This is a genomic window from Micromonospora sp. NBC_00421 (assembly GCF_036017915.1).
Taxonomy (GTDB): Bacteria; Actinomycetota; Actinomycetes; order Mycobacteriales; family Micromonosporaceae; genus Micromonospora.
Window position 1 is genome coordinate 207,182 of the sequence record NZ_CP107929.1, and the last position, 13,916, is coordinate 221,097.

9 protein-coding genes are annotated in these 13,916 nt (G+C 73.0%); 5 read left to right on the forward strand and 4 right to left on the reverse strand.

Features of this window, described 5'->3' with window-relative positions:
* Positions 1–132 precede the first annotated feature (132 nt).
* Positions 133–2,250 (reverse strand): HelD family protein, encoded by a 2,118-nt coding sequence (locus OHQ87_RS00935; protein WP_328344034.1) that lies wholly within the window; start codon positions 2,248–2,250, stop codon positions 133–135.
* A gap of 275 nt (positions 2,251–2,525) precedes the next feature.
* Entirely contained in the window at positions 2,526–3,506 is a 981-nt protein-coding gene (locus OHQ87_RS00940; RefSeq protein WP_328344035.1) for an alpha/beta fold hydrolase, read from the reverse strand.
* Positions 3,507–3,640: 134 nt separating this feature from the next.
* On the opposite strand from OHQ87_RS00940, the gene OHQ87_RS00945 reads away from it, so the two are divergent.
* On the forward strand, positions 3,641–4,255 hold the full coding sequence (locus OHQ87_RS00945) for a carbonic anhydrase (protein ID WP_328344036.1): 615 nt from the start codon (positions 3,641–3,643) through the stop codon (positions 4,253–4,255).
* Between the two features lie 375 nt (positions 4,256–4,630).
* On the opposite strand, the gene OHQ87_RS00950 is transcribed toward OHQ87_RS00945, so the two are convergent.
* Positions 4,631–4,960, reverse strand: a complete 330-nt coding sequence (locus OHQ87_RS00950) for a hypothetical protein (protein WP_328344037.1) — start codon at positions 4,958–4,960, stop codon at positions 4,631–4,633.
* Positions 4,961–5,277: 317 nt separating this feature from the next.
* Here OHQ87_RS00950 and OHQ87_RS00955 point away from each other — a divergent pair, with 317 nt between their 5' ends.
* Together OHQ87_RS00955 and OHQ87_RS00960 are read left to right on the forward strand one after the other, a co-directional pair.
* Complete coding sequence (locus OHQ87_RS00955; RefSeq protein WP_328344038.1) at positions 5,278–5,766, forward strand: DUF3145 domain-containing protein; 489 nt, start codon at positions 5,278–5,280, stop codon at positions 5,764–5,766.
* Positions 5,767–6,678: 912 nt separating this feature from the next.
* Complete coding sequence (locus OHQ87_RS00960; RefSeq protein ID WP_328348700.1) at positions 6,679–8,409, forward strand: glycoside hydrolase family 3 protein; 1,731 nt, start codon at positions 6,679–6,681, stop codon at positions 8,407–8,409.
* 94 nt (positions 8,410–8,503) lie between these two features.
* Here OHQ87_RS00960 and OHQ87_RS00965 read toward each other — a convergent pair whose 3' ends face one another.
* Positions 8,504–11,197: a sugar-binding protein gene (locus OHQ87_RS00965; protein ID WP_328344040.1), complete on the reverse strand. Its 2,694-nt coding sequence runs from the start codon at positions 11,195–11,197 to the stop codon at positions 8,504–8,506.
* 416 nt (positions 11,198–11,613) lie between these two features.
* Between OHQ87_RS00965 and OHQ87_RS00970 the strand changes: the two genes are divergently transcribed.
* Together OHQ87_RS00970 and OHQ87_RS00975 are read left to right on the forward strand one after the other, a co-directional pair.
* Entirely contained in the window at positions 11,614–12,777 is a 1,164-nt protein-coding gene (locus OHQ87_RS00970; protein WP_328344042.1) for an ROK family protein, read from the forward strand.
* Positions 12,778–12,825: 48 nt separating this feature from the next.
* The gene (locus OHQ87_RS00975; protein ID WP_328344044.1) at positions 12,826–13,872 is read left to right on the forward strand and encodes an extracellular solute-binding protein; all 1,047 of its coding nucleotides are present in this window, start codon (positions 12,826–12,828) and stop codon (positions 13,870–13,872) included.
* The last annotated feature ends 44 nt before the right edge of the window (positions 13,873–13,916 follow it).

Below are 13,916 nucleotides of genomic sequence, written 5' to 3' on the forward strand. Positions count from 1 at the left end.
GTGACAGCCCGGCAGCCGGCCAGGTGGGGGCCAGGCGTGGGCGGCCCGGGCCGGGCCGGTCGCGGACAGGGCGGGCCGGTCCCGGGCCGCGTCGAGAGGTCGGGACCGGCTGCCGGCGGGTCAGCCCGTGGATCAGCCCGTCGGCTCGACGGTGGTGAGGCGCTGGGTGGCCCGGGAAAGTGCCACGTAGAGCGTCCGTACCCCGGAGCCCGGATCGGCCCGGATCTCGCCGGGGCAGACCAGCACCACCCCGTCGTACTCCATGCCCTTGGCCTGGAGACTGTTCACCACCTGGAGCCGCGCCCCGCCCCGGTCGCCCAACCAGCCGGCGACCTCGTCCCGGCGGGGCACCGGCGTGATCACGCCGACCGTCCCCGCCACCTCGGCGAGCAACGCGTCCACCGCGTCGAGCGTCGCCGGGGCCAGCTCCGTCGCCGGGACGTTCAGCGCCACCGGGTCCACCCCGGTGGACCGCACCGCGCTCGGCAGCTCCAGGTCGGGGTAGAGCCGGCGGATCTCCGCCGCCGCCACCGCGAAGATCTCCGCGGAGTTGCGGTAGTTGGTGGAGAGCGTGAACCGGTGCCGACGGCGCCGGCCCAGCGCCTGGTCCCGGGCCCGGTCCAGCTCCTCCTGGTCGCCCGTCCAGGCGGTCTGCGCCGGGTCGCCCACCACCGTCCAGGAGGCGAGCCGACCGCGCCGGCCGACCATCCGCCACTGCATCGGCGAGACGTCCTGCGACTCGTCGACCACCACGTGCGCGTAGTCGCGGTAGTCCTCCGGTCGCTCCCGGTCCGCTGCCCGGGCGGCGCGTTGCCGTTCACCGAAGGTGCTCAGCTCCCGCACCCCGCCGGCCAGCTGGAACGGATCCCGGTTGGCCTTCCTCGGGCGTACCGGCTTGCCCAGCAGGGCGTCCAGCTCGTCGAGGAGGGCGACGTCGGCCACCGTCAACCCCTCGGTGTCCAACGACCGGTACGCCCTCACCAGCAACGCGATCTCCGCCCGGGAGAGGATGCCTGTCGCGTACCGGTGCAGTCGATCCGGGTGGGCCAGCCAACCCAGCACGTGCCGGGGATGCAACCGGGGCCACCACGCCTTGAGGAACTCCCGGAACTCCGGCCGGTCGATGATCTCGTCCTCGAAGGCGCGTTGCTCGGGCAGGCCGGTGACGGCCAGCCGGCGGGCCTGCGTGTACAGCGCGGCGAGTACCCCGTCGAAGCCGGCGCGGCGCACCTCGTTACGGCGGGCGCCCCGGTGCAACGCCCGGTCCCGGATGCGGTCCAGCTCCTGCCGTTCCAACCGCAGCAACGCACCCCGGTAGAGCAGGCGCAGCTGCTGAGGGCTGTCCGGCACCGCGTCCCGGGCCGCCCGTTCCAGCACCCGCCGCATCCGCAGCGAACCCTTCACCGCCGCCACCTCGGGCTCGTCGGTACGGGTCGACGACATCCCGGGGAACAGCGAACCCAGGGAGTGCAGGGTGGCGGTCTCCTCGCCCAACGAGGGCAGCACCGAGGCGATGTACTCCACGAAGACCGCCGACGGACCCACCACCAGGATGCCGCCGCCGGCGTACCGGCTGCGGTCGGCATAGAGCAGGTACGCCGCCCGGTGCAGGGCCACCGCCGTCTTCCCGGTGCCCGGCCCACCCGAGACGATCGTGACACCCGCCGCGGGGGAGCGGATCACCTCGTCCTGCTCCCGCTGGATGGTGGCGATGATGTCCCGCATGCCCCGCCCGGTCGCCCTGGACAGGGTGGCCAGCAACGCCCCGTCGCCGACCACCGGCATGTCCGGCGGCGCGGCCTCCGGGTCGAGCAGTTCGTCCTCGATCCGGGTGACCTTCTCCGCCGACGAGCTGATGGTGCGCCGCCGCACCACCCCCAGCGGGTCGGCCGGGGTGGCCCGGTAGAAGGCGGCGGCGGCCGGAGCACGCCAGTCGACCACAAGCGTCTCGGCGTTCTCCCCGCGCACCCCGAGCCGGCCGACGTGCAGCACCTGCCGGTCCCGCAGATCCAGCCGGCCGAAGACCAGCCCCTCGTGTTCCGCGTCCAACATGTGCCGGCGCTGGGCGGCGTGGAAGACCATGGCGTCCCGCTCCACCAGTGCGCCGAAGTTGCCGACCCGGGCCAGCCGGTAACCGTCCCGCTCGGCGCGGACTGCCGCGCGGCGCAGTTCGGCGAGCCGGGCGTACACCCGGTCGAGATGCCGTTGCTCGGCGGCGATCTCCTGTTCCAGGGTGATCTGGTCGGTCAACGTACGGGCTCCTGTGCGACGGCGACGCCGGGCACGGGTGCGTGCCAGGCGGAATGAGGGTACGGGCAGCCGCCCGCCCGCGTCGGGCCGATACCCGCCCCGCGACCTCCGCCACCCCTGGCGACCTCCACGCCTCGCCGGTCGAGCGACCTCCGCACCTCGTCCGGTCCGGCCAGGTTGCTCGGTCGACCGGCCGGCGGCGTCGGTGCCGGCGGGATGCCTGAGCGCGTCGGTTGGGCGATCGGGGCGGACCGGTGTGCCGCCGGCGGGGCGGCTCAGCCCGCCGGTTGGGGGACCGGGGCGGACCGCCTCGGCGTGCGGGCGGCGCGGCGCGGGCGGGGCGGTCGGCCGGCGCGGAGGTGACCGAGCACCCGGTGGAGCACCCCGGCGAGGGCGGCGTTCACCTCGTCCGGGCGCTCCATCATCAGCATGTGCCCGGCCCCCGGGCAGACCGTCAGCTCGGTGGCCGGCAGCGCCGCCGCTATCGACTCCGCGCACGGCGGTGGGGTGAGCCGGTCCCGGTCGCCGACCAACGCCGCCGCCGGCAGGTGCGCCAACGCGGCCAGGGTGTCGAGTCGGTGCTGGGCACCGATCGAGGCGCGGAAACCGCCGATCGAGCGCAGCGACGCGCGGGCCACCGCCGAGGTGACCAGGCGGATGTCCGAGGCGGAGCAGTGGTCGCCGAAGAGCATCCACCGGATGCTCGGGGCCAGGGCGCGCAGCAGCGCTCGGGGCGGCCGCCAGGCGCCGCACCGGGCCAGCACCCCCGCGCCGGTGGTCTCGGCGATCCGGATCAACCGGGCGATCCGCGGCGACAGGCCGTACGCGGTGTGGGTGTGTCCCTCGGCGGTGGTGGAGACGAAGACCAGGCCGGCCGTCCGGGCGGCGAAGTGGGCCGGGTGCCGGTGGGCGTACTCCATCACCGTCATCCCGCCCATCGAGTGGCCGACGAGCACCACCGGCCCGGTCGGGGCCACCTCGTCCACCACTGCCGCCAGGTCGTCGCCGAGCTGGGCCAGGGTCGCCGTACGCAGCGCCATGCAGCTCGACCGGCCGTGCCCGCGTGCGTCGTACGTGACCACCCGGACCCGGTCGCCGGACCGGCTCCGTAGGTCGGCGAGCTGCCTGTGCCAGGCCCGGCCGTCCAGCGTCCAGCCGTGCAGCAGGATCACGGTGACCTCGGCGTCGGCCGGGCCACTCACCTCGACGTGCAGTCGTACCTCGTCGGGCAGCCGCAACTCCCGCTGATCCGGCATCGCCACCTCCCCAGCCACCCGGTACCCATTCACCGGCGTCATCCGGCTACCCGAGCCGGGTCCGCGCCAATCGTGCTGGTGGGAAGAATCCCGACCCGGCTGCGCAGGCTCGGCGCGGCGACCAGTCTGGGGGCATGCCGACTTCGTCTGCCGGAGCTGCCCGGACACCCCGGGCGGCGTTGGCCGAGTTGCTCGCCGGCAACCGGCGCTTCGTCAGCGGCCGTCCCGTCCACGGGCACGACATCACCGCCGCCGCGGCCGTGGCCTCCGGCGACCAGCAGCCGTACGCGGTGCTGCTCGGCTGCATCGACTCGCGGGTGCCGCTGGAGGCGATCTTCGACCAGACCTTCGGCTCGATCTGCGTCATCCGCACCGGGGCACACGTGCTGGACCGGGCCGTCCGGGGCTCGATCGAGTACGTGGTGGACCAGCTCGGCGTGACGTTGGTGATGGTGCTCGGGCACGAGCGGTGCGGGGCGGTCGCCTCGACGGTGGAGAGCCTGCGCACGGGACGGCGACCCGGTGGGGACCTGGACTACGTCGTCGACCGGATCGCCCCGGCGGTGACCGAGGTGGGTCTGCACGACCCGGCCGTCCACTCGCTGGCGGCACGTCGGCACGTACGACGAACGGTGCGAACGCTGCGCACCGAGGCACTGCTGTCCGGCCCGGTCGTACAGGGTGCCGTGGACGTCGTCGGCGCCCTGTACGACCTGGACACCGGCGAGGTCACCCTGCTCGCCCCCTGACCATCACCACCCACCTGACCCACCCCACCCCACCGCTCTGCTCTGCCGCCACCGACGCGCCGCTGGCGAACCGCGTTGAGGCCGGACCCTTCATGCTCGCGCTGGATCCATGAAGTAGTCCCCTCCACCCGGCCGGATGCCACTACTTCATGGATCCAGCGCGAGCATGGGGGCAGGGAGGGCGGAGACGGAGCGCAGAAGAGGATGGGCAGGGGTGTCGGGCACCCATCCCGGGAAGGGGAACCCCTCTCCTGCGTGGCCGCGCTCATCCGGACCCGCCCCGAGGGGCGGGGCCACGTGGCACCCGACCCGGGAATGAGGAAACCGCCCGCCGGGGTGACCCGACGGGCGGTTCCAGGTGAGGCTGGGGAGTGCTCAGCCCTCGAAGACGCCTGCCTCGACGAGGCGCTTCTCGGTCTTGTCCCAGCCGTCGCCCGGGTGGGCGGCGGCGAGGTTGTTGATCTCGGCGCGGATCTTGGCGGCGTGGCCGGCGGTGGCCAGCACCCGGATCTCCTCGACGAAGGCGTCGGAGTCGGTACGCAGGTGCGCGGTCTTGCCGTTGGTCAGGTTCCGCACGTAGGCGTGCTTGCCGCCGTTGAGCGGGATGAGGTACTTGAACTCGCCCAGCACGCTGAGGGCGCCACCCTGGCCAGCCTGGCCGGCCCGGACTGACGCGCGCGCGGTCTTAGAGGTGTTGCTCGCCACGGAGATGCTCCTTGCAAGACGTACGGGAGGACGGGAACGTCCGGGGGCTGTAGCGGGTGACGCCCGGGTGAGCCTCGGCCCGCGAAGTTGTGCGACGGCGCAGAACCGCCCAGAGAAATATACACGACCACGATGCCTGGCAGCTCACCGTGCCCGTCGGAGTGCACAACCGAGGTCACCGGTCCGGGTATTTCCCGGCGGCGAATTTTCCGATTCTCTGGCGCACCATCCGTCACAGCAGTCATCATGTGTGGCAACAGCCACTCGGGTGGTCGAGGTCGTAGGGGAAGACGCACCTCGCTCTCCGGGAGGTCACCGTGCCAACGCGTGGCGTCGTATACGTCCACTCGACCCCGCTCGCCGTGTGCTCGCACGTCGAGTGGGCGATCGCGCGCGTCCTCGCCGCGCCGGTCAACCTGCACTGGACGGCCCAGCCCGTCGATCCCGGCGCCCGTCGGGCCGAGTGCGGATGGACCGGTCGGCCGGGGACGGGTGCCGAGCTGGCTGCTGCCCTGAGGCAGTGGCCCATGATCCGTTTCGAGGTGACCGAGGAACCCAGCGCGGGCGCGGACGGTGAACGTTTCATGCACGTTCCGGGCCGTGGCCTGTTCCGGGCCGCGGTGGGCGCGGCCGGCGACATCCAGCTCGGCGAGGACCGGCTGCGCAGCATCATGGCCTCGGTACGCCCCGAGGCGCTGGCACACGCCCTTGACAAGGCGATGGGCACCGCCTGGGACGCGGAGTTGGAGCCCTACCGGTATGCCGGCGACGGCGCACCGGTGACCCTGCTCACCCGGGTCGGCTGACCACAGCGGCGCCGGTGGCCGTGCTGACCGGCCGCCGGCGGCGCGAGCCCTCACCGCCCCGTTTTCGCGTCTCCGCCCACACCCACCGCCCCGTCTCCCGCTTGCCGTGCACCCCGCGCCCACCGGTGTGCCCTCACCCGTGCCGTGTGCCCGCACCCTCCGCTCCGTCTCCCACTCGCGCGCCCGCACCCTCCGCTCCGTCTCCCACTCGCGCGCCCGCACGCTCCGGCTCGACTCCCGATCCTGCCGTGCTCCTGCGCCCACCGGCGCGCCTCCACATCTATGACCCTGGGAGGTCTATGCCTGTCAGTCATATTTATGACCGGCAGGCATAGACCTCCCAGGGAGGTGGTACTCACCTGCGGCGCATGCCTGGCCGTTCGGCCGGCGGTGGCGCTCGATGGGGCCTGCGGCGCATGCCTGGCCGTTCGGTCGGCGGTGGCGCTCGATGGGGCCTGCGCGCACGCCTGGCCGACTCGGCCCGCGGTCGCGTTGATGGAACCCGAGGCGAGAGACACGGGCCATGCCGCGTCCCGGACGACAGGGGGAGGAAGCCACCGGGCCGGGCGACCGAGTGTCCCGACCGGGACGATCACCCAGGTCAGACGATCACCCAGGTATTGGACCAAGCGCGCGATGGTCACTGGTGATGGGCCACGCGCGAGGGGTCGGCCGTTCACCCGGGTCGGTGGTTGCCCCGGCGCTGCGCGGCCGGTTGCGGAGACCTTCGCGCTGCGCTCGGTCAGCGTCCCGGAGCTCGGTCAGTGTCCCGGAGTTGGGTGAGCCTGCTCACCCGGACCGGCCACCCAGCAGCCAGAAGGGCCGGGTCAGCCGGACAACCGGTCGGGGACGGGCACCCTCCACCCACGGCGTGACCTGGTCGGGTTGCCGCTGATCTTCGGCGCGGGTTGGATGGGCCGGGTGCCGATCTCCCCACGACGTGCCGGCGTCGCCGTCGCCGCCCTGACCGCGCTGCTCGCCTCCGGATGCGCGGGGGAGGGGCAGGCTCCGTCGCCGGCCCTCTCCGGGGCCGCCCCGACAGCCACGCCGACCGTCGCCGCGTCCACCGCCTCCGACCCGGCCGCGCGGGCCGCCGCGCTGGCCGGCACGCTCGGCGACGAGGACCTGGTCGGCCAGGTGCTGATGCCCTATGCGTACGGCAGCTCGGCGACGAAGGTGACGCCCGGCTCGGCCACCGGCAACCAGGCCCTCGGCGGGGTCGACACGCCCGCCGAGATGATCGCGAAGTACCGGCTCGGTGGGCTGATCCTGGTCGGCTTCAGCGCCGACGACCCCACCTCCGGCAACCAGTCCACCACCAACGTCGACAATCCCGCCCAGGTGCGGGAGCTGACCACCGGGCTACGCGCCGCCGCCGGGAAGCTCGCCACCGCGCCGGCGCCGTTCCTGGTCGGCACCGACCAGGAGTACGGGGTGGTCACCCGGATCACCGACGGGGTGACCACGCTGCCCAGCGCGCTCGCCGCCGGGGCGGCAGACGAACCGACCCGGACCGAGGCCGCCTGGAAGGCCGCCGGCACCGAGTTGGCGGCGATGGGGGTGAACCTGGACTTCGCGCCGGTCGCCGACGTCCTCGCCACCCGCAGCACGGTGATCGGCTCGCGTTCCTTCGGTGCCGACCCGCAGCGGGCCGGCGCGCAGGTCGCGGGCGCGGTCCGGGGGTTGCAGAGCGCCGGGGTGGCGGCCAGCGTCAAGCACTTCCCCGGGCACGGGCTCAGCGCCGCCGACTCGCACCAGGAGGTCCCGGTGGTCGGCCAGCCCCGGGCCGAGCTGGAGGGCACCGCCTTCCCGCCGTTCCGGGCCGGCATCGACGCCGGGGCGATGGCGGTGATGTCAGCGCACCTCGACGTCACCGCCGTGGACCCGGGCACCCCGGCCACCTTCTCCCGCAAGCTGCTCACCGACGTGCTGCGAGGCCAGCTCGGCTTCCAGGGGGTGGTGATCACCGACGGGATGAACATGCCGCCGGCCAAGCGCTACCCGCCGGGCGAGGCGGCGGTGAAGGCCCTGCTCGCCGGCAACGACCTGATCCTGATGACCCCGAACGTCGGCCAGGCGTACGACGGGCTGCTGGCCGCGCTGCGCGACGGCTCGCTGCCCCGGGACCGGCTGGTGGCGGCGGTCACCCGGGTGCTGACCATGAAGTTCCGGCTCGCCGACCGGCCGACGCCGGCGATGTCCACGCTCGGCAGCGCCCCGCACCGGGCCGCCGCCGCCGAGCTGGCCGCCGCGGCGGTCACCCAGCTCCGGGGGGAATGTGGCGCGAAGGTGTCCGGCCCGGTCACCGTCACCACCTCCGCCGGCCGGGACCGGACCCGGGCGGCGCTCACCGAGGCGCTGACCGCGGCGGGCGTACGGGTGGTGCCGAAGGGGGGAACCCGGGTCCACTTGGTCGGCTACGGCGACGGCCCGAAGGACCTTGCCGCAGGCGCGGCGGTGACCGTGGCGATGGACACCCCGTACGTGCTGGAGAAGTCGACCTCACCGGCCCTGCTGGCCACCTACTCGTCCAGCGGGGCCTCGATGACCGCGCTCGCCGAGGTGCTGGCCGGCAAGGCCCGGCCCACCGGCCGCTCCCCGGTGCCGCTGACCGGACTGCCCGCCACCAGCTGCACCGGCTGATCCCGGGGCGTCCGGGTGAGCCGGGCCGCGCGACGCCGGCGTGGCCGGCCGTCGACGGAGGTCGACGGCCGGCCACGGGTCACGCGGTGGCGGGTCAGCCCAGCGGAACCTGCTGGGCCACGGCGGCGCCGCCGGCCTCGAACGCGGCCAACAGGGACGTCGGGGTGCCTCCGCTGACCGGGACCGTCACGGTGACCCGGTCACCGGCGGCCATCCGTACGGTGCGATCGCCCCGGGCCGTGTCGCCGTCCCAGGCGTACAGGTAGGCGGTGCCGGCCCGGTCGGAGCGCAGGGTGACCTGCACTCCGTCGGTGACCCGCTGGGCCGAGGTCAGTCGCAGCGCCGAGTTCTTCAGCCGCGGCACGGCGGCCGGGGCCACCCCGTCCACGGCCGACTGGGCGATGGTCTGCGGGCTGAGCACGCTGCGGGCGGAGGTGTCCGGGAAGACCGGCGCGCTGGGCTGCCGGGCCGCCGGCTGGTAACCGGGCAGGGTGGCCAGACCGTAGCGGTACGGGTCGGCCCGGACGCCGGTGAAGGTGGACCAGCCCAGTCGGGACTGCGAGCTGAGGTCCTGGGTGTCCGAGTCGTAGACCAGCACGTTGAGGCCCATCCGGGCCGGGTCCACCGCGTCGGGCAGCACCGCGAACGGGATGCTCGTCTCGATGGTGTACCCGGTGTAGGGGGAGCTGACCTTGCTGACCACTGTCATCCCGGGTGCGGTGGTCGCCCCCGGGCCCTGCCGGTTGTCGGCGTCGCGCTGCCAGCAGGGCGGGTTGCCGTTGGCCGGGTCGTCGGTGATCGGGAAGATGCCCGCCTTGAACGCCGTGGAGGTGTCCGCCGAGTTCCCCTTCGGGTCGACGATGATCTCCACGCTGTCGGTGCGGCGCTGCCGCTTGCAGTCCTGCGGCACCACCTTCTTGCCGAGCACGTCGTCGGTGACCTGCACGAACACCTTCAGGGCGTCGGGGGTCCAGGCGATCCGGCCGGTGGCCGAGGCGTCCTGCGGGGTGGTGGCCTGCCCCTCCCAGATGCGGGAGAGGTCCAGCTCCGGGCCGGGGTACTCGCCGGGCGAGGCGACCCCGTCGACGGTGCCGTTGCCGGCGGCCGGGACCTCGGTGGTCGGCACGATCTCCAGCGCGCCGGTCTCCACGGTGCTGCCGGCGGCGCTGGTGGTGGTGATGGTGATGCCGTAGTCGCCGTCCGTGCCGCCCTCGTTGGCGGTCGGCAGGGTGGCGTCGGTGTTGGTGACGGTGAAGGTGACCGCCCCGGTCGCGCCGGGTGCCAGTTCGGGGTAGCTCTTGGTGGCCGCGTCGGCGGTGAAGCCGGCGGGCAGGCCGAGGGTGACGGTGCCGCTGCGGCTGACCCGACCGTGGTTACGCAGGTCGATGCGGACCGAGCGCTGCTGGCCGGAGCCGATGGTGAGCACCGGCTTGATCAGGGTGTCCAGCTGCGGGTATCCGCCGTCGCCGGCCCAGTCACGGAAGATGCCGACCTCGGGCAGTGGCTCCAGCGTGCCGCGCACGTCGGCGACCACCCGGACGGCCCGGTCGGTGCGCCCGACACCCTGGCGGGTGGTCAGGGTGGCACCGATGAGCTGCTGCTGGTTGGTGTCGGCGTCGGCCGGGACGGTGACGGTGAACGTCCTGGTCCGCTCCTTGCCGGCCGGCACGTCGTTGTTCAGCACGCCGGAGCCCTTGGCCTTCCAGCCGGCCGGCAGTCGCAGGTCGATCCGGGGCTTGGCCAGGAGTCGGTTGGCGGGCGCGCGCAGGTGCGCGGTGACCTCGACGGTCGCGCCGGGGGCCAGGTCGAACCGGTCGGTGGTGAGGTACAGCTCGGTGCCCTTCGGCAGGCCACCGGTCACCGGCGGCAGCACCGAGCCGCGCAGGATCGCCTCCGGCGAGGTGTCCGCCGGGTCGTACGGGACGCGGCTGTCGATCAGGGTGTAGAAGTCACAGCGGATCTTCGTCGGGTCGGTGGGGGCGGCGGCGGTGCCGGCCCAGCCCTGGGTGACGTACTCCCGGCGGGCGTCGACCTCGACCTCGGCCCAGGTCTTCCCGCTGGCGCTGGGGGTGCCCTCCCAGACGCCGAAGACCTGGTCGGTGGGGACGGTCGGGGTGAAGCCGGTCGCGCACTGCGGCCCGGCGGCGGAGGTGCCGGTGCCGCCGGTACGCAGGAACTTCGCGGCCCGGAACGGGGTCAGCCCCTCGGCGCTGAGCTGCTCGGGGAAGGCGGCCGGGTCGGCGGCGGCGGCGAACGCCTCGGCGGCGAACCGGGCGGCCTGCTGGTGGTTGCCGTGGTTACCCGGGGTCGGCGACGGGTTCATCGTCATGATGATCTCGGGCCGGGTGGTCCGGATGACCCGGACGATCTGGCCCAGGGTGTCGTCGTGCCCCCAGATCTGCTCGGACAGCGGGGCGGACGCGGTGTACCAGAAGTCGACCCGGTCGAGGTTGTAGAGGTTCTCCACGCCGGCCTTGCCGATCGCGGTGCGTTCCTCGCGTTCGCGGATGATGCCCAGCGGCGGGCCCTCTTCCAGACCGACGGCGTTGCCGCCGCCCTCGCCCCGGGTGATGGTGACGACGCCGGCCTTGGCGCCGTACTTCTCCTTCCACTGGCCGAGGGTGGCGAGGCTGCCGGCCTCGTCGTCGGGGTGGGCGCTGACGAAGAGCACGTCGAGGTCGACGGCCTTGGGTGGGCGGACCTCGGCCGGGGCGGCGACGGCGGTGGCAGGTGCCCCGGCCACGGCCAGGGCGAGTGCGGTGGGTAGCAGGAAACCCTTGATGCGCATGCAGATCCTTCCGGAACCACGACGTCCGGGCGGCGACCGTCGTCGTCGGACGCGGTGCGCCGGACGCGGGGTCGTCGGTGGACGGTGAGGCGGTGGGAACGGGGAACGGTGGGCGTCGTCGGACGCGGTGCACCGGGTACGGCAGCGGTACGGGTTCCGTACACACTGGAAGGCCTTCGTCCGGTGACGCTAGGGACCGGCGCGGTGGTACGTCAATGCTTTGGAAGGTATTTCTTTCTTTGCAGAAGAAATAAAGTAGGGCATGTCCCGGATGTCCTCTGGTGCGCCGGAACGGCCATCCGAACCGGCCATCGACCCTCTTGGTGGACGTTATTGCTGCTCCAGTGCCTGCCGACGGCCGATCCGAGACGGACTTGTTACTTGACTCTTTAATTCGTTCGCCGTAGGAAGGAAGTGTGACAGACGTGGTGACGCCACCAACGAGCCCGGTGAGCCGGGAGCGGTCGAAGGAGATCAAGCGGCTTTCCGTGATCTCCACCGCCCGCCAGGTCCGGGTGCTCTCCCGGGCCGAGCTGACCGAGCTCACCGGCCTGAGTCCCGCCACGCTCACCCCGCTCGTGCGTGACCTGATCGCCGAGGGCTACCTCATCGAACGCGGGCCGGGTGCCTCACGGGCCGGCCGACCCCGGGCGATGCTGGAGTTCAACCCCCGGGCCGAACTGGTCGCCGCCGTCTCGCTGGAGCCGTCCCGGATCAGCTGCGAGATCGCCGACAGCGACGGCGCGGTGGTCGCCCACCGTGCGATCCGGCTGACCGGCGACATCGTCGACACCATCTGCCGATCGGTGCCGGAACTGGCCGGGGAGGGGCTGCCCGCGCTGCGCGGGGTGGCCATCGCCGCGCCCGGCGTCATCTCCGGTGGCGCGGTCCGGCTCGCCCCCTCGGTCGGCCTGATCGAGGGCCGCCCGATAGGGGAGTCGGTCCAGCGGACGCTCGGCGTACCGGTGGTGGTGGACAACGACGTCAACCTGATGGCGGCCGGCGAACACTCCGCCGGCGCCGGCATGGACGTCGCCGACCTGCTGCTGCTGCACGTCCGCGACGGCATCGGCGCGGGCCTGGTGCTCGACGGCCAGGTCCGGCGGGGTGCCCGGGGTGCGGCCGGCGAGGTCGGCTTCCTGCCGCTGGACCCGGCCGGCCGGGGACACGACGGGATCGGTCCGTTCGAGGCGCGCTGGTCGGAGAACGCGATCGCCGAGCGGGTGGTCGCGCTGGCCCCCGGCCGCCGCCCCGACTCGCCGGTACGCGCGCTCGTCGAACTGGCCGGCACCGACCCGCGCGCCGCCGGCTACCTCGACGAGGTGCTGCACGCCTGGTCCCGGCTGATCGTCTCCTGCGTCTGCGTGATCGACCCGGGCCGGGTGCTGCTCAGCGGTGCCGCCGCCGAACTCGACGACGCCGCCGTCGACCGGCTCCAGGGCCTGGTCACCGCCGCCGCACCCAGCACCACCGAGGTACGCCGGGCCGTGCTCGGCGACCGGGCCGTGCTGCACGGCGCGGTCAGCTACGCCCTGTCCGCTGCCGCCGCCGGAACGCCCACCCTGTTACCGGCCCCCTGACCTGCCCGAACCGCTGATTTCTTCGCCCACACCCCTCGGAGGTACCCCATGAGACGTCGACTTCTGCTAGCCGGAGCGCTCGCCACCGTCCTCGCCGCCGGCACCGCCTGTGGCGGTGGCGGCTCGGACGACACCGCAGCCGGTGAGACCGAGAAGCTGACGATCTACACCGCCCGCGACAAGAAGGTCTCCACCTTCGTCGTGGACAAGTTCACCGCCAAGTACCCCGAGTACAAGGGGAAGGTGGAGATCCTCAACCTGGGCGCCCAGGAGATCCTGGAGCGGGTCCGGGCCGAGAAGGCCAACCCGCAGGCCGACGTCTGGTGGGGCGGCACCCAGCAGGGGCTGGCCGCCGGTGCCGGCGAGGACCTGCTCACCGCCTGGCAGCCCGCGTTCGCCGGCAAGATGGACGCCAAGTACAAGGACGCCGAGGGACGCTGGTTCGGTGAGATCCTGCTGCCCGAGGTCATCATGTACAACAACAAGGCGCTCACCCCGGAGCAGGCCCCGAAGGACTGGGACGACCTGCTGAAGCCGGAGTGGAAGGACAAGATCGTCATCCGGGACGTGGCCGCCTCGGGCACCATGCGGTCGATCTACGCCGCGATGATCATGCGGCAGTCGCCGGACGGCAGCAACCCGCAGCCCGGCTACGACTGGCTCAAGAAGCTGGACGCCAACACCGGCTCGTACGCGGCCAACCCGGCCGACCTCTACCTCAAGCTCTCCCGCCAGCAGGGCACCCTCAGCGCCTGGAACCTCCAGGACATCCTGCTCCAGGCCAACCAGTCCAACATGCCGTTCGGCTACGTGATGCCGGCGTCCGGTGCCCCGGTGCTGGTCGACGGGCTGGCCGCGGTCAAGGGCGGCAACAGCGCCGGCGCGCAGAAGTTCATCGAGTTCCTCTTCGACGACACCCTGCGTGCCGACCTGGCCAAGGACTACTACCAGATCCCGGCCGTGGAGATCGCCCAGCAGCCGGAGTGGCTGGCCCAGCTCAACCTCAAGCCGCTCGACGTCAACTGGGACATCATCGGCAAGAACGAGACCGAGTGGATCAACAACTGGAACAGCCAGATCAAGAACAAGGGCTGACCGCACGGGTGCCGGGGGCACGTCCCGCCCCCGGCACCGCCGCC